This window comes from Thiomonas sp. 13-64-67 (assembly GCF_002282795.1).
In the GTDB taxonomy this organism is placed as follows: domain Bacteria; phylum Pseudomonadota; class Gammaproteobacteria; order Burkholderiales; family Burkholderiaceae_C; genus Thiomonas; species Thiomonas arsenitoxydans.
This window is the reverse complement of sequence record NZ_NCKP01000005.1, coordinates 20,480-37,068: the sequence shown is the minus strand read 5'-3', so window position 1 is coordinate 37,068 and position 16,589 is coordinate 20,480. Positions and strand designations below refer to the sequence as shown.

Sequence of the window (16,589 nt, the reverse complement as noted above, 5' to 3'; positions counted from 1 at the left end):
GAATTAGTCAGACAAAATCGCGCCGCTGCACACCCTCGGCGGTGCCGATCAGGGCGACGTTGGCGGCGCGCAGTGCGAACAGGCCCACGGTCACCACACCCGGAATCTGGTTCACACGGGTTTCAAATTCGCGCGGCTGCGCAATCTCCAGGCCGTGAACGTCCAGAATCAGATTGCCGTTATCGGTCACGTAGCCTGAACGCTCGCGCGGATCGCCCCCCAGGGCGCGCAACCGGCGTGCCACCAGTTCCCGCGCCATCGGCACGACTTCGACCGGCAAAGGAAATTTACCCAGCACCGGCACCAGCTTGCTTTGATCGACGATGCAGATGAAGCGCTCTGCGGCCTCGGCGATGATTTTTTCGCGCGTCAGCGCGCCGCCGCCGCCTTTGATCATCGCGCCCGAGGCGTCGATTTCGTCGGCGCCATCGACATAGACCGAAAGCTGCGCCACCTCGTTGAGGTCATACACCGTGATGCCATGCGCGCGCAGGCGCTCGGTGGAACGCTCGGAGCTCGACACCGCGCCTTTGATCTGGTGCTTGATGCCAGCCAGGGCGTCGATGAAAAAATTCACCGTCGAGCCCGTGCCGACTCCGATGATTTCGCCCTGCGGCACCTGAGTGAGCGCGGCCGCGGCGACCTGCTGTTTGAGTTCGTCTTGCGTCATGTCGGGTCTTCACGAAAAATGTCAGTCTTCATTATCGCTGCGCCGCCCTGTGCTCAGCGACCTCGTCTGCTCTCCATGCCGCTCTCCTATCCGCTGATTCGCCCTATTTTGTTCCGCCTCAATCCAGAATGGGCGCATCACCTCACGCTGAGCGGCATCCGCATGGCGCATTCTGCCGGGCTGTCGATTCTGTACGCCCATGCGCCGGTTCACGACCCGGTGGAACTTCTCGGCTTGCGTTTCGCTAATCGTGTCGGTCTGGCCGCTGGGCTCGACAAAAATGGCGAGGCGATCGACGCCCTCGCGGCGATGGGTTTTGGTTTTGTCGAGGTCGGCACGGTCACTCCCCGCGCCCAGCCCGGCAACCCCAAGCCGCGCATGTTCCGGCTGCCACAGGCGCAGGCGTTGATCAATCGCATGGGGTTCAACAATGCCGGGCTGGAGGCTTTTTTGCGTCATGTGCGCCGCAGCCATCGCCCCGTGCCTATCGGCCTGAACATCGGCAAGAACGCCAGCACCCCGGTCGAGCAGGCGCTCGACGACTACCGGCTGGGCCTAGAAGGGGTATACACCCAGGCCGACTATGTCAGCATCAATATTTCGTCACCCAACACCCGCAACCTTCGCCAGTTGCAAACCGACGCCGCCCTGCAGGGCCTGCTGCAAGGCCTCGCCGCCACGCGCGAGCGCCTGCGGCAACAGCATGGCCGCCATGTGCCCATGCTGCTGAAAATCGCCCCCGACCTTGAAGACGCCGACATCGACGTCATCGCCGATCAGTTGCTGACGCATGGCCTCGATGGCGTCATCGCCACCAACACCACGCTGGCGCGCGACGCCGTGGCCGGGCTGGCCCATGCGCATGAAGCGGGTGGACTGAGCGGGGCGCCGGTACGCGCCGCCTCGACCCGGGTGATTACGCGGCTGCGCCAGCGTCTGGGCCACAACGTGCCGATCATCGGTGTCGGCGGCATTATGAGCGGGGCCGACGCGGTCGAAAAACTGCGCGCGGGCGCCGATCTGGTTCAGATCTACACCGGCCTGATCTATCGCGGCCCGGAACTGGTGGGCGAGTGCGCCAGGGCGCTCGCGCTTGAAGCCAGCCGAGGGGAGTAAGCCTGAACCCCTGGCCCCGAGAAGACGGCCAAAATAAAAGCGCCTGCAAAGTCGATTGCAGGCGCTTTTATTGGAAAGGTTTGGCGCGAAAAAGCACCAAAAAAGAAAAGCGATGAAAAAGCGCTTATTTTTGCTTCAGGCGGGTTTTGTTGGCGGTGATGTGCTCATAGATTTCGCGCGACCGCTGGGAGAGCGGTCTGCCAAACCCTTCACGCCAGGGTGAAGACACTTTCACTTGAGGCCGCTTGCGGAATGTGGAGGCCACTTCCTCGGCGTTTTGCATCATCAAATCCCAGGGATCTGCCGATTTTGTGGTGGTGGAGGAGTTTGACTCTTCGAGTTCAACACCGTTGGTTTTGCCTGTGGTCGTCGCTTTTGCCACGTTTACCCCTCTGATGGAACTGTGGGACAACACTGTCTGCCGCATACCACATGCAACAGAAAAATTGCCCCGTTAAACACCCAACAATTATAACCGGAAGTAAGCTTCAGCGCCTACTTTGACCCGGCAACCGGATTGAATCAGCCGAGATATTTTTCGAGGCGCTGCAAAACGGTGTCCCGTCCGAGCAAGGCCAGCACCGCGTCGACAGCGGGGGTCTGATCTCGGCCGGTGACCATCAAGCGCACGGGCATGGCCAGTTGCGGCATTTTCAGGCCGTGCTGTTTGAGCACGCTCTTGAGGGCTGCACTGATCGCTTCGCGCGACCAGTCGTGAAGGGCGGTGAGCTGGGCCAGAAAATCCGCCGCGGCCGCCTTTCCCTGCGCACCGAGATGCTGCTCAAGCGCAGCGGCGTCGGGCGCGGTGGGGCGATAGAACAACAGGGTTTGTTGGGCCAGTTCGGGTAGCGTCTGGGCGCGGTCGTGCAGCAGGGCGCAAACCGCCGCGAGATCAGGCGTCTGGTGGGCGATGCCGTCCTTGTCCAGCAAGGGACGCACGAGAGCAGCCAGTTCCTCTGCAGGGGTGTGCTTGATGTAATGCGCGTTCACCCAGCGCAGTTTGGCCTCGTCGAACTGCGCCGGCGAGCTGCCCAGGTGGTCGAGATCGAACCACTCCAGAAACTGGGCGCGCGAAAAAATCTCCGCATCGCCATGCGACCAACCCAGCCGCGCCAGATAGTTCACCACCGCATCGGGCAGATAGCCTTCGTCGCGGTACTGCAGCACGCTCTTGGCGCCATTGCGTTTGGAGAGTTTCTCGCCCTGCTCGTTGAGCACGGTGGGCAGGTGGGCATAGCGCGGGGGCTTGGCGCCCAGGGCCTGGAAGATGTGCAACTGACGCGGCGTGTTGTTGACGTGATCGTCGCCGCGGATCACATCGGTAATCTGCATGTCGATGTCGTCCACCACCACGCAGAAGTTGTAGGTCGGTGTGCCGTCGGGGCGGGCAACGACGAGATCGTCGAGTTCTTCGTTGCGAATCTCGACCCGGCCTTTGACAAAATCATGCCAAGCCACGACGCCAGTGGTCGGCGTCTTGAAGCGCCACACCGGCTGCACGCCTTCGGGAATCGGCGGCAGCACCTTGCCGGGCTCCGGCCGCCAGGTGCCGTCGTAGCGGGGCTTTTGCTTGGCGGCGAGTTGCTGCTCGCGCAGGGCATCGAGCTCGGCGGTGGACATATAGCAGGGATACACCATGCCAGACTGGCGCAGTTGATCGAGCACCTCGCGGTAACGCGGCATGCGCTGCATCTGATAGAACGGGCCTTCGTCATAATCGAGCCCGAGCCAGTCCATCGCCTGCAGGATGACTTGCACGGCTTCTTCGGACGAACGTTCGGTATCCGTGTCTTCAATGCGCAGAATGAAGTCGCCGCCGTGGTGCCGCGCGTATGCCCACGGGTAAAGTGCCGATCGGATATTGCCCAGATGGATGAATCCGGTCGGGCTGGGAGCGAAGCGGGTACGAACGCGGTGCGGCTGGGTGGTCATCGTCGAATTCGGAAAGTGAAAAAAAGGACAAGAAGACGTGCTCAGCTCAGGGTCTGCAGACCCCGGCTGAGATCGCGCTGAAGATCACCCACATCTTCCAATCCCACGGCCAGGCGGATCAGCCCCTGGCCGATGCCTGCGGCCTGCCGCTGCGCTTCGCTCAGGCGGCCATGCGTGGTCGTCGCCGGGTGGGTGATGGTGGTCTTGGTGTCGCCCAGATTGGCGGTGATAGAGCAGATGCGGGTGTGGTCGATGAGGTGAAATGCCCGCGCTTTGGCCTGTTGCGCATCGTCGGCCTTGAGCTCGAACGACAGCACGGCACCCCCGGTCTTTTGCTGACGCATGGCCAACGCATGCTGCGGATGGGTATCGAGGCCGGGATAGAACACCCGGCCGATAGCAGGCTGCGCCTGCAGCCATTGCGCCATTGCCAAGGCGGCTGCGCTGTGCGCCATCATGCGCACACCCAGGGTTTCCATGCCCTTGAGCACCACCCAGGCATTGAAGGGCGAGAGCGACAGGCCGATGGTGCGCTGCACGGGCAGCAGCTTGTCGTGGATCGGCGCCGCTTTGCCGCACACCGCGCCTGCGATCACCCGTCCCTGTCCGTCGAGGTATTTGGTGCCGGAATGAATCACCCAGTCGGCGCCGAAATCGAGGGGACGCTGCAAGGCCGGTGAACAAAAGCAGTTGTCCACCACCAGTTGGGCGCCGGCGTCGTGCGCCAGATCGGCCAGCGCGGCGATGTCGCAGACCTCGGTCAGCGGATTGGACGGCGTTTCGGCAAACAGCAGCCGGGTATTGGGCCGCAGGGCCGCCGCCCATTGCGACACGTCAGTTTGCGAAACGAACGTGGTCTCTACGCCGAAGCGGGCCAGTTCGCGGCCGAACAGATTGATCGTGGAGCCGAACACCCCTTGTGAGCAGATCACATGATCGCCCGCCTTGAGCAGCGCCATCGCCAGCAGCAGAATGGCGGCCATGCCACTGCCCGTGGCCATGCAGCCTTCCGCGCCTTCGAGCGCGGCAAGCCGCTGCTCGTAGCTGGAGACAGTGGGATTGGAAAAACGCGAATAGACAAAACCGTCCTGCTCCCCGGCGAAACGGGCAGCGGCGGTCGCCGCATCGGGATGCACGAAGCTGCTGGTCAGGAACAGCGCCTCGCTGTTCTCGCCGTATTGCGAACGCGGCAAGGCCTCGCGCACGGCCAGCGTATCGAGCGCGAGATCAGGGGCGCTTCGGTCTTGCGCGGTCATGACAGCTGCCCCTGCTCCTCGGCCCCTTGCAGGCTGAGCCGGCCGGTGTTGGGTGCCACGCCTTCGCCCCGGTTCTTGCCTTCATCGGGCGGCAAGGTGCCGGCGATGTAGCAGCCGTCGAAACACGAAGCCTCAAACTCGACGATCTCGGGGTTGATCTCGCGGATCACCCGTTTCATGGCGTCGAGATCCTGGTAGATCAGCACATCGGCGCCGATGATCTGGCGGATTTCCTCGACACTGCGGTTGTGCGCCACCAGCTCCGAGGCCGTAGGCATGTCGATGCCGTAGATATTGGGATAGCGCACCGGCGGCGCGGCAGACGCCAGATACACCTTGCGCGCCCCGGCCTCACGCGCCATCTGCACGATTTCGCGCGAAGTGGTGCCGCGCACAATGGAGTCATCCACCAGCAGCACGTTGCGACCGGCGAATTCCTGGCCGATGGCGTTGAGTTTTTGCCGCACCGACTTTTTGCGCACCGCCTGTCCGGGCATGATGAAGGTTCGCCCCACATAGCGGTTTTTGACGAAACCCTCGCGGTACGGCCGACCCAGCCTGTGCGCGAGTTGCATGGCCGACGGCCGACTGGATTCGGGTATGGGAATGACCACATCGATCTCGCTGGGCGGCAGCACCGAGATCACCCGCTGCGCCAGCGTTTCGCCCATGCGCAAACGGGCGCGGTAGACCGAAACGCCGTCGAGCGCAGAGTCTGGCCGGGCCAGATAGACGTACTCGAAGATGCAGGGATTGCGCTGCGGCTCGGCCGCGCACTGCTGGCTGTGCAATCGGCCTTGCAGATCGACAAAAATCGCCTCGCCCGGCGCGATGTCGCGCTCGAACTTGTAGCCCGTGCCTTCCAGCGCGACCGACTCGCTCGCCACCATCACCTCGCCGCCCTCGCCCGCCGTACCGAAGCACAAGGGGCGAATGCCGAAGGGATCGCGAAAAGCCAGCAGGCCGTGCCCGGCAATCAGCGCCACCACGGCGTACGAACCGCGCAAGCGAAGGTGCACCGCGCGCACCGCGGCGAAAATATCGTCGACTGAGAGCGGCAACCCGTGGGTGCGGCGCTCGATCTCGTGCGCCAGCACGTTGATCAACACCTCGGTGTCCGACTCGGTGTTGATGTGGCGGTGATCGTTATTGAACAGCTCGCGCTTGAGCGCCACCGCGTTGATCAGATTGCCGTTGTGCGCCAGCACCAGACCAAACGGCGCGTTGACGTAGAACGGCTGCGCCTCTTCCTCGCTTTCGGCGTTGCCCGCGGTTGGATAGCGTACCTGGCCGATACCGTAATCGCCCGGCAGCGCGCGCATATTGCGAGTGCGAAACACATCGCGCACCATGCCACGCGCCTTGTGCATATAGAGCTTGGAGCCCGAGCCGGTGACGATGCCCGCAGCGTCCTGACCCCGATGCTGCAACAACAGCAGCGCGTCGTACAGAAGCTGGTTCACGGGTTGCTGCGAAATGACGCCGACGATGCCGCACATGGGAGTGGTCTTTCAGGAAACGAGGGGAGAGCCAAACACTTCAGCCTTGCGGCAAATGGGTGACGAAAGCTGCGGGCAGCCAAGGGCGAATGACCAGCAACAAAGACTGCGCCGGCGGAATGAGCACCGCCGTTTTCCACATCGCGCTCTGCGCCAGCGCCGTCTGCGCGCCAAGGGCGACGAGCAACAACGACAACGCCACGCCCTTCACTAGACCGATCAGCGCGCCCATGCTGCGGTCAAAAATACCCAGTCCGCTTGCACGCAACAGCAAACGCAGCACCGAGGCGAGTATGCCCGCGCTCAGCACCACCACGATGAAACACATCGCATAGGCCGCCAACAGGCGCATATCAATATTGTCGATGGCCTGCAAATACCTTGCACCCAGGCTGGGCGCGAAGTGCGCCGCAAACCAGACGCCCCCGATCCAACCCAGCAAGGTGACGATTTCATACACGGCGCCGCGCAACAAGCTGATCAGCACGCTCAAACCCATGACGACGAGCATGAACCAGTCCAGCGGACTCACAGCGTCAGCACCGCACCGCTGAGACCCAGCGCCTGCAGTTTGCGCAAGGCCCGCTCGGCTTCATCGCGCGTGGCAAAGGGGCCGATGCGCACCCGAACCCGCTTGCCCTGCGCGGTATCGACCACCTGGGTATAGGTCTTGAATCCGGCTTTTTCAATTTTGGCCCGCACGGACTGGGCGGCATGCGCGTCGGCAAACGCGCCTGCCTGCACCACAAATCGCGCCTTCGAGGGGGCTGCGTCTTCCTGCACCGCGTGCTTTTTATTCGCCAGCGCCGCCTCGGCCTGCGCAGTGGAAATCTGGTCGGGCGATTTGCCTTCGAGTGCCGCAAGGGCCTGGCGCGCACTGGCCAGTTGCCGTGCCTGCTCGGGTGTCGGGGCGGGTGGCTTGGGTGCTGGCGGGGGGGCAACCGGCTCCGCCTGCTGTACCGGACTGGGTTTGGGCGCTGCAGGTATTGGCTGGGGCGCCGGTTTCGAGGCCACCACCGGCTCGGGTGGAACTGGCGCGGGGGCCGCGGCCGTGGCGCTTGCCGCATGCGCCACGGCCGCGCGTTCGCCCGAGGGCACGGCCACGCTGGACGCCGCGGGCAGCATGGGCGCGGAAGCGGGCACCGCCAGGCCCGGCGCCTTACTCTGCGAGGGAATATCGAGCGCGATGTTCGACGGCACCGGTTTGGGCTTGGAATCGAACACCAGCGGAAACACGATCACCCCGAGCAGCACCAGCGCCACTGCGCCGATCAGACGCCGACGCGCGCGCGCTCGCAGACTGTCCTGGCTTTGCGAATCGGAGTCATCGCCTCTGGAGGAGCGACGGGCGGAATTACGGGGAGCGCCAAAGGTCATTGCGGGGAGGAAACGAGATGCTTGCCGTGAAGTCGGGGCAGCCCCTCCTGCATCACACCGCCCACGGTGTAGAAGGAGCCGAACACCACGATTCTATCGGCCAGCTCCACGGCAGCCGCCGCGGCGCGCAACGCCTGCAAGGGGTCGGGATGCTGGGCGAGGCGGGCGTCTGGTTTCAAGGCGAGCAGGTGAGCCGCCAGCTCTTTTGCCGACGCGGCTCGTGGCGTCGGCAAGTCGCAAAGATGCCAGACGTCGACCAGCGGCAACATGCGGCGCAACATGCCGGGGATGTCTTTGTCGGCCATGGCGCCAAACACCGCGTGGGTGACGGGAAAGTAGCCCATGCTGTCGAGGTTTTCCGCCAGCACGGCGATGGCGTGCGGGTTGTGGCCCACATCGAGCACCAGCGTGGGCTGCCCCGCCAGCACCTGAAAGCGACCGGGCAGCTCCGCTCGCGCAAAGCCTTCGCGCACCGCCTGCGCCGCTACCGGCAGGGCGGCCTGCAAGGCCTCCAGCGCGGCGAGCACGCCGCTGGCGTTGAGCAGCTGATTGGCGCCGCGCAGCGCCGGAAACGCCAGGCTGTGCCGACGCTGCGCGCGCCCCTGCCAGCCCCATTGCTGCGGCAGGTGGGTGTAGTGAAAGTCGCGTCCGGCCAGCCAGAGATCGGCGCCGATGTCCTCGGCGTGATCCCGCACCGACTGCGGCGCCTGCGGGTCGCTGACGATGGCGGGCTTCGCGGCCCGCATGATGCCCGCCTTCTCGCGGCCGATGGACTCCCGGTCCGGGCCGAGAAACTCCATGTGATCGAGGTCGATGCTGGTGATGATGGCGCAGTCGGTGTCGATGATGTTCACCGCATCGAGCCGCCCGCCTAGCCCGACTTCGAGAATGACGGCGTCGAGCCGCTGGCTGGCAAGCAGCGACAGAATGGCCAGGGTGGTGAACTCGAAATAGCTCAAACTCACCGCCGCGCCGCCCTCGCCTGCGGTCAGCCGGGCCTGCTCGACAGCGGCGAAATGCGGCAACAAGTCCTGCGCATTCACCGTCTGCCCTGCGAAGCGGCAGCGTTCCTCGAAATGCACCAGATGCGGCGAGGTATAGACGCCCACGCGGTAGCCCGCCGCCATGAGAATGGCTTCGAGCATGGCGCAGGTCGAGCCCTTGCCATTGGTGCCCGCCACGGTGATGACCGGGCAGCTGAATTGCAACTTCATCGCCGCGCGCACCGCCTGCACGCGCTCAAGCCCCAGGTCGATCACGCGGGCATGCAGCAACTCGGCGTGGGCTAGCCAGCCGTCCAGAGTGTGGGGTGTGGGAGACATACGCAAAGCCCGTCGCCCGCGGCTGCGAACGACGGGAAAGTCTGAGGAAATCAGGAAGCGATCGCGTCGGCAGGCTGACGCAGCAGCATGGCCAGCATTTGCGCGAGTTCGCCGCGCAGCTCACGGCGGTCAACGATACGGTCAACCGCGCCCTTTTGCAGCAGAAACTCAGCGCGCTGGAAACCCTCGGGCAGCTTTTCGCGCACGGTGTTTTCGATTACCCGCGGGCCGGCAAAACCGATCAGCGCCTTGGGTTCGGCCAGCACCACATCGCCGATGAAGGCAAAACTGGCCGACACCCCGCCCATGGTCGGGTCGGTGAGAACACTGATGAACGGCAGCCCGGCTGCGGACAGGCGGGTGAGCGCGGCATTGGTCTTGGCCATCTGCATCAGGCTGAGCAAGCCTTCCTGCATGCGCGCGCCGCCCGTGGCGGTAAAGCAAATGAAAGGCACCTTCTGCTCGATGGCCGCCTGCACCCCGCGCACGAAACGCTCGCCGACCACAGAGCCCATAGAGCCGCCCATGAACTCGAACTCGAAACAGGCCACCACCACCGGCAGGGTCTGGATGGCGCCACCCATGACGATCAGCGCGTCGGTCTCCTGGGTGTTTTCCAGCGCCTCCTTGAGGCGATCGGGATATTTGCGGCTGTCCTTGAATTTCAGCGGATCGATGGGCAACACTTCCTGACCGATCTCGTACCGGCCTTCGGGGTCGAGCAACGCGTCGAGCCGCGCCCGTGCACCGATGCGCAGGTGGTGGCCGCACTTCGGACAGACGTTCTGGTTGAGCTCCAGATCCGATTTGTAGAGCACGGTTTCGCAAGACGGGCACTTGATCCACAGGCCTTCGGGCACCTGGCGCCGATCCTGCGGGCTGGTCTGTTGAATTTTGGGAGGGAGGAGCTTTTCCAGCCAACTCATAGGGTCTCCTTAAGCGTCGAGCGCCTGGCGAATGTCTTGGATGAAGCCGCGCGCAACCTCTGCCGCCTGTTCTGCGGGCTGCGCCTCCATCAATTCGATCAGTCGCGAACCAATGACCACGGCATCGGCCAGCTGGCCGATCGCGCGCGCAGTCTGCGCATCGCGAATGCCGAATCCTACTCCCACGGGCACCTGCACATGGGCGCGGATGCGGGGCAGCATGGCCGCCACGGCTGAGGTGTCGAGATGGCCCGCGCCCGTCACGCCCTTGAGCGAGACGTAATACACATAGCCGCTGGCGATACGGCCCACATCGGCCATACGCGCGTCCGTGCTGGTAGGGGCGAGCAGAAAGATCGGGGCGATATCTGCAGCCTTGAGCGCCGCGGCAAAAGCCTCGCTCTCCGCCGGCGGGTAATCGACGATGAGCACGCCATCCACGCCCGCCGTCTTGGCCGCAGCCACAAAGGCCTCCACGCCGTAGCGCTCCACCGGGTTGGCGTAACCCATCAGCACCACGGGGGTGACGGCATCGGTCTGGCGGAAATCGCGCACGAAATCGAGCACCTGGGGCAGCCCGATGCCTTTTGCAATGGCCCGCTCGGTGGCGCGCTGAATCACCGGGCCGTCGGCCATGGGATCGGAAAACGGTACGCCGAGTTCGATCACATCGGCCCCGCCCTGCACCAGGGCGTGCATCACCGCGACGGTGACTGAAGGCGCGGGATCGCCTGCAGCGATGTAGGGAATGAGCGCCTTGCGATTCTGGGCGCGAAGCTGGGCGAAGCGTTGGTCGATGCGGTTCATGTCGGTTCCGCGCGGCCGCCCCGAAGGAACCGACACCCCCTCGGGGGGAGATGAGCGCAGCGAGTCAGGGGGCTGTTTCATTTTGTGGCTCCGGACTGGCGGGCGAACAGGGTGTCGAAGCTCACGCCTTCGCGCTCGGCCACGGTGTTGATGTCTTTGTCGCCGCGCCCCGAGAGATTGACCAGAATGATCTGGTCGGGACGCATTTGCGGCGCCAGCTTGATGGCATGCGCCAGAGCGTGGCTGGATTCCAGCGCCGGGATGATGCCCTCGATACGGCACAGTTCGTGGAAGGCCGCCAGAGCCTCGTCGTCGGTAATGCCGACGTACTCGGCTCGCCCGAGATCTTTGAGCCAGGCATGCTCGGGGCCGACACCGGGATAGTCGAGCCCGGCGGACACGGAATGCGTTTCGATGATCTGACCGTTGGCGTCCTGCAGCAGATAGGTGCGGTTGCCGTGCAGCACACCCGGTGTGCCAGCGGACAGCGAGGCCGCGTGCTTACCCGTGTCCAGCCCCAGACCGGCGGCTTCGACCCCGATGAGCCGCACCGATTCATAGGGAATGTAGGGATAGAAAATGCCCATGGCGTTGCTGCCCCCGCCCACGGCGGCGATCACCGCATCGGGCTGGCGGCCGGTCATCTCGGGCATCTGCTCCAGGCATTCGTCGCCGATGACCCGCTGGAAATCGCGCACCATCTGCGGGTAGGGATGCGGCCCCGCGACGGTGCCGATGATGTAGAAGGTGTCTTCGACATGCGTGACCCAGTCGCGCAACGCTTCATTGAGCGCATCCTTGAGTGTCTTGCTGCCCGATTCGACCGGCACCACGCGCGCGCCCAGCAGATTCATGCGATAGACATTGGGCGATTGGCGCTTGACGTCTTCGCTGCCCATATACACCACACATTCCATGCCATAACGCGCGGCGATGGTGGCCGTGGCCACGCCGTGCTGTCCCGCGCCGGTTTCGGCGATGACGCGCGGTTTGCCCATGCGACGCGCCAGCATGGCCTGGCCGATGGTGTTGTTGATTTTGTGCGCGCCGGTGTGATTGAGGTCTTCGCGCTTGAGGTAAATGCGCGCGCCGCCGAGTTTGTCGCTCAGGCGAGCGGCGTGATAAACCGGGCTGGGACGGCCGACGAAGTGCTTGAGTTCGTAGCGGTATTCAGCCAGGAACTGCGGGTCGTTTTTGTAATGGTCGTAAGCCGCCTGGAGTTCTTCCAGCGCGTGGCTCAGGGTTTCGGCAATGAAGCTACCGCCGTAGGGGCCGAAATGGCCGCTGGCGTCGGGGTAGGCATAGTCAAACATGGTGGGGTCTCGTCTGGCGCCGGGCGGAAGCTGTGCCCGGGCGCGATCTACAGGTCTGCAGCGCGAACCGCGGCGATGAACTCGGCGATGCGCTGCGCGCTCTTGATGCCCTTGGACGCTTCGACGCCGGAACTGACGTCAACCGCCCACGGACGCACCTGCCGGATGGCATGCGTCACATTTGCAGCATGCAACCCACCAGACAAAACGAGGGGAAGCGCGACGTTTGCGGGAATGCGTGACCAATCGAAAACCTCGCCGCCCCCGCCGTATCCGGGCTGATCCGTGTCCAGAACGAGAGCTTGAGAAGTGGAAAAACGAGAAGCGAAGTCTAACAAATCCAGCCCTTCGCGCATGCGCGCCGCGCGAATGTAGGGGTGGCGATAGCGGGCACAGTCTTGCGGGGTTTCATCGCCGTGGAACTGCAACAGCGCGGGACGAATCTGGTCGATCACCTCTTCGACAAGGTCTGGCGCGGCATTCACAAACAGGGCGACGACCGAGACAAAAGGCGGCAGGCTGAGCGCGATGTCGCGCGCCTGCGCGACGCTCACGTTGCGCGGGCTGGGCGGGTAAAACACCAGGCCGATGGCATCTGCGCCGCTGCTAGCGGCCGCCTGCGCGTCTTCCACCCGGGTAATCCCGCAGATTTTGATGCGGGTTCGGTGGCGCGGGGGGCGCGAGAGCGACAGGGGGGGCGGCGTTTCGGACATCGGAGATCAGATCGTCAGGCCGATCTGGGTAGGTGGCGAGGGAAGGTTGAATTCTGCCGGGTAATCCGGGCCGAGGAAATAAAGCCCGTCGGGCATGAAGGTCGGCGCCGCCAGGCGGCGGTCGCGGCTGGCCAGAACTTCGGCGAGCCAACTCACCGGCTTGGAGCCATTGCCCACGGCCAGCAGGCTACCCACGATATTGCGCACCATGTGGTGCAAGAAGGCGTTGGCACGCAGGTCGAACACCAGGGTGTGACCATAACGCGCAATCTCAATCGCATGCAGCGTCTTGACCGGGCTCAGCGCCTGGCATTCGCTGGAGCGAAATGCGCTGAAATCATGCTCGCCGAGCAGGCACTGCGCAGCGGCGCGCAAAAGATCGAGATCGAGTGGGCGATGCGTCCAGCCCACCCGCGCGTGATCGAGCGCCGGGCGCACGGGACGGTTGCGCAGCACATAGCGATACCGGCGTTGGTAGGCACTGCGGCGGGCGTCAAAAGTCTGTGGCAAATCGGTTCGCGCCCATTGCACCGCCATGTCGCGTGGCAGAAAGGCATTGACCCCGCGCACCCAGGAGGACGGCTCACGCTGCAAAGGCGTATCGAGGTGCACCACCTGGCCGAGGGCATGCACCCCGGCGTCGGTGCGTCCGGCGCAGATGGTGCGAGTCGGAACGCCCAGAAACTGCGCGAACGCCCGCTCCAGAAAGTCCTGCACACCGCAGCCGCCCGGCTGGCTCTGCCAGCCGCAGTACGAGGTACCGCCGTAACTCAGGCCCAACGCGACTCGGAGCAGAGGACGCCCGACTTTCGGGCCGGAGGAGGCAGAGGACGAATCAGCGGCCAATCTTGTCCAGCATGTCCTGCGCGCGCTTCTTGAGTAGCGGGTCGCCTTCGGCAATCACCTCACCCAGCAGGTTGCGCGCCGACTCGTTATCGCCGATAGCCATGCTTTCTGCCGCGAGTTCCAGACGGAGATCGAGAGAGGGCCTGGACTCGCTGAACTGCGACTCCAGCTTGGGCGGTTCGGTGTGCGATTCCTCGAGCGATTTGACTTCGCTGTCCTGCAGGGAAATGCTGCTCAGATCGAACTCAAGCGCGTTGTCATGTGCGGCAGCTTTCGTGGTCTCAGCGGCAGTCTCAGCGGCACCGAGCGTCGAGGCGGGCGCGCCAAAATCGGACAGCATATTGAAGTCCAGGCCGCCCGGCAACAGGAAATCAGCATCCGCGGCTTTGCCGGGCTCTTTTTCGGGCGTCGGCGGCGCGCTGGAGAATGCCGAGGGCACCTCGATTTCGGGCAGAGAAGGAACGGCGGGTGACGCAGTTGCCGCTGCAGGAGCCGGTTCGCCCATCGGCAAGCTCAGATCCAGGTCCAGATGCTCTGGCATCGGCGTCTTGGCCGCGGCCGTTTCCACGCCCGAAAGCATTTCGGTGCTGGGCAAGGTTTGCGGAGTCAGCGCAGCCAAAGCGGTGGGGGTGGCCGCCGGGAACTCTGTCTGCGGCATGGTCGACGGCGCACCCAACGTGCTAGGGAGCACGGTGTTGTGATACAGCGGGTTGACCGGGTCGAGACTGCGACCGAGATCTTGAGCGCGTTTCCAGTCTTCGCCCACGCCCTGCGTCAACGCAAAGAGTTCTGCGGCGCCCACTTCGAAGGAGCGGGAATCCTTGCGTTTGGCGTAGATTTCCAGCAGTTTGAGCCGCGCTGCCAGACGGTCGGGGTTGGTCTTGACGGCCTCCTTGAGGATTTCTTCGGCTTGCAGATCGCGGCCGTAAGCCAGATATACATCGGCCTCGGCCACCGGATCGACGTCATTGGTGTCGAGCTGGCTGGAGGAGAAGGTGGAGCTCATATTGCCATTGCGCGTATCGACGCGCTCGCCACCCGTGCCGCCAAAAAAGCTGTCGGCCACACTCATGCGACTATCGAAGACCGACACGTCGCGCTGCGACTTTGCCGCCTTCTTGCGCTGCGCCAGCCAAGCGAGCAACAGCAGCAGAATCACCAAAGCGCCGCCCACGGGCAACAGCAAGGGGTTGGAAAGCAGACTGCTGAAGAAACTCTCCTGCTCGGCTGGGGCAGGCTTGACGACCTTCGGGGGCACAGGCTTCGCCACTGGCGCGGGCGCAGGGGCGGATGCGGGAGCCGAAGCGGCCACAGGCGCCGACGCCGACTTGGCAGCCGATGCGACATGCGCCGCCGAAGCGGTTGCGACGGCCGCCGCCGCGCTGGGTGCCTCGGCCGGTTTCGCAGACGCCGAGGCAGCAACCACCGGCGCGGGTGTGGGGCTCTTCACCGGCACGGTCAGCGCCGCGGCAGCCTTGCTTGCCACGGGGGCCACGGTTGCCGCGGGTGCGGCGGCTTGCGGTTTGGCCGCTGCGACGGTCTGCGCCTGCTTGGACAGCGCGCTGAGTTCGTCGACATTTTTCTGCAACTGCTTGATCTTCTGTTCGTCGAGCGCTTCCTGCTTCTTGTCGGCGATCTGCTGGGCCTTCTGCGTGCCAGCCACCTCGGCCTTGCTCAATTTGAGCTTGCTTTCAGCCTGCGCGCCTGTGGCAGCAGGCTCCTGAACCTGGGCTTGGACTTTGCCCGTCACCTCGCGTTGCGACTGCGGCTTGGCCTGCCCGCCCATTTCCGCCAGACGACGGCGGTAGGCGTTGAAACTCTCGCTCTGAGCCAGAACGAAACGGCGCGCTTCGGGCTGCGAAACGGCCTGCGCCTGTTCAGCGGTGGGCATTTGCAGCACGCTGCCCGTCTTCACCAGATTGATGTTTCCGTCGATGAAGGCCGACTGGTTGGCGCGGTAAATGGCCGTGAGCATCTGGTCGAGCGAGACGGACTGCACACCCGATGCGTTGGCGATTTTGCTCAGGGTGTCGCCCCGCTTGACCACATACTGGCCGGGAGCCGCAGCGGACTTGGCGGACGATTTTTTCGCATTCACCGAAGGCTGCGGCGTTTGCAGCGCGGGCGCAACCGGCATCGCCGGGGTCGGGGTATTGGCCGCATTAGCGGCATTCGACACCGAGGGTGCAGCCGGCATGGCGGGCGCGGGCGACGGTGCGGCGGTCTGAACCGGCACCTGAGTCGGTGTGGGAGTGCTCTGGAAATTGGGCGGATCGAGCAGCAGGGTGTAGTCGCGACTCAACTGGCCATTGGCCCACTGCGCACGGATCAGCAGATCGAGAAAGGGTTCGTTGATCGGGCTGTTGGACGTGACGCGCAGATAGGCGCGGCCTTCCGGGCTGCGCTCAAGCTTGATCCGCACGCCCGACAGCGCACTGCTGTAATGCAGCTTGGCCGCCTGAAACGCATCGGGCGCCGCAACACCCACCTGCAGTGAAGACGCCTCGTCAGCGCTGATCTGGGTAATGTCGATTTCCGCCCTCAGGGGCTGGCCCAAGGCGGACTGCACCTTGATGCCCCCGAGGCCGAATGCATAGGCCTGACCAGCAGTTGCGCCCAAGGCGATTGCCAGGGCCAGACGTCGAGTGTTCTGTCGCAGCATGTCGGCTGCCCCCCAATTTTTGATCATGTCGAATGCGCGAATTTCTCTGCGGCTGCAGAACTAAATTGCGTCAAATTTCACCATATCATCAACAAATTAGGCTGACAAGTTGATGCGCCAAGACAGGCCGGTGCAAGCCCGGCGACTGTG

At 64.1% G+C, this 16,589-nt stretch carries 15 protein-coding genes; 1 reads left to right on the top strand and 14 read right to left on the bottom strand.

Annotated elements, in window-relative coordinates; all coding sequences use genetic code 11:
• Positions 1-7: 7 nt before the first annotated feature.
• Complete coding sequence (rpiA, locus tag B7X30_RS02190; protein WP_156054660.1) at positions 8-670, bottom strand: ribose-5-phosphate isomerase RpiA; 663 nt, start codon at positions 668-670, stop codon at positions 8-10.
• Between the two features lie 75 nt (positions 671-745).
• On the opposite strand from rpiA, the gene B7X30_RS02185 reads away from it, so the two are divergent.
• Entirely contained in the window at positions 746-1,786 is a 1,041-nt protein-coding gene (locus tag B7X30_RS02185) for a quinone-dependent dihydroorotate dehydrogenase (protein ID WP_286728809.1), read from the top strand.
• Between the two features lie 124 nt (positions 1,787-1,910).
• Here the strand turns inward: B7X30_RS02185 and B7X30_RS02180 are convergent, their stop codons facing one another.
• From B7X30_RS02180 to B7X30_RS02120, 13 genes are all read right to left on the bottom strand, one after another.
• Positions 1,911-2,168, bottom strand: a complete 258-nt coding sequence (locus B7X30_RS02180) for a hypothetical protein (protein ID WP_013123851.1) — start codon at positions 2,166-2,168, stop codon at positions 1,911-1,913.
• A gap of 140 nt (positions 2,169-2,308) precedes the next feature.
• Positions 2,309-3,718: a glutamate--tRNA ligase gene (gene gltX, locus B7X30_RS02175; protein ID WP_286728808.1), complete on the bottom strand. Its 1,410-nt coding sequence runs from the start codon at positions 3,716-3,718 to the stop codon at positions 2,309-2,311.
• 41 nt (positions 3,719-3,759) lie between these two features.
• Positions 3,760-4,974, bottom strand: coding sequence for an O-succinylhomoserine sulfhydrylase (locus B7X30_RS02170; RefSeq protein WP_286728807.1), 1,215 nt, complete (start codon positions 4,972-4,974; stop codon positions 3,760-3,762).
• Positions 4,971-6,473 (bottom strand): amidophosphoribosyltransferase, encoded by a 1,503-nt coding sequence (gene purF / locus B7X30_RS02165; protein ID WP_276726966.1) that lies wholly within the window; start codon positions 6,471-6,473, stop codon positions 4,971-4,973. Before purF ends, B7X30_RS02170 begins: the two co-directional genes overlap by 4 nt.
• A gap of 40 nt (positions 6,474-6,513) precedes the next feature.
• Positions 6,514-6,984 carry a CvpA family protein gene (locus B7X30_RS02160; RefSeq protein WP_286728806.1) on the bottom strand — a complete coding sequence of 157 codons (471 nt, stop codon included), beginning with the start codon at positions 6,982-6,984 and terminating at the stop codon, positions 6,514-6,516.
• A gap of 17 nt (positions 6,985-7,001) precedes the next feature.
• The gene (locus tag B7X30_RS02155; protein WP_286728805.1) at positions 7,002-7,850 is read right to left on the bottom strand and encodes an SPOR domain-containing protein; all 849 of its coding nucleotides are present in this window, start codon (positions 7,848-7,850) and stop codon (positions 7,002-7,004) included.
• A complete protein-coding gene (folC, locus tag B7X30_RS02150; RefSeq protein WP_286728804.1) occupies positions 7,847-9,172 on the bottom strand; it encodes a bifunctional tetrahydrofolate synthase/dihydrofolate synthase in 1,326 nt (441 codons plus the stop codon). Before folC ends, B7X30_RS02155 begins: the two co-directional genes overlap by 4 nt.
• Before the next feature lie 50 nt (positions 9,173-9,222).
• Positions 9,223-10,098 (bottom strand): acetyl-CoA carboxylase, carboxyltransferase subunit beta, encoded by an 876-nt coding sequence (accD, locus tag B7X30_RS02145; RefSeq protein WP_013106595.1) that lies wholly within the window; start codon positions 10,096-10,098, stop codon positions 9,223-9,225.
• Between the two features lie 9 nt (positions 10,099-10,107).
• Entirely contained in the window at positions 10,108-10,905 is a 798-nt protein-coding gene (gene trpA / locus B7X30_RS02140) for a tryptophan synthase subunit alpha (protein ID WP_286728803.1), read from the bottom strand.
• Positions 10,906-10,982: 77 nt separating this feature from the next.
• A complete protein-coding gene (gene trpB / locus B7X30_RS02135) occupies positions 10,983-12,218 on the bottom strand; it encodes a tryptophan synthase subunit beta (protein WP_286728802.1) in 1,236 nt (411 codons plus the stop codon).
• 47 nt (positions 12,219-12,265) lie between these two features.
• Positions 12,266-12,931 (bottom strand): phosphoribosylanthranilate isomerase, encoded by a 666-nt coding sequence (locus B7X30_RS02130; RefSeq protein WP_286728801.1) that lies wholly within the window; start codon positions 12,929-12,931, stop codon positions 12,266-12,268.
• A gap of 6 nt (positions 12,932-12,937) precedes the next feature.
• On the bottom strand, positions 12,938-13,711 hold the full coding sequence (truA, locus tag B7X30_RS02125) for a tRNA pseudouridine(38-40) synthase TruA (protein ID WP_286728800.1): 774 nt from the start codon (positions 13,709-13,711) through the stop codon (positions 12,938-12,940).
• 55 nt (positions 13,712-13,766) lie between these two features.
• A complete protein-coding gene (locus tag B7X30_RS02120; protein WP_286728799.1) occupies positions 13,767-16,466 on the bottom strand; it encodes a motility hub landmark protein FimV in 2,700 nt (899 codons plus the stop codon).
• Positions 16,467-16,589: the final 123 nt, after the last annotated feature.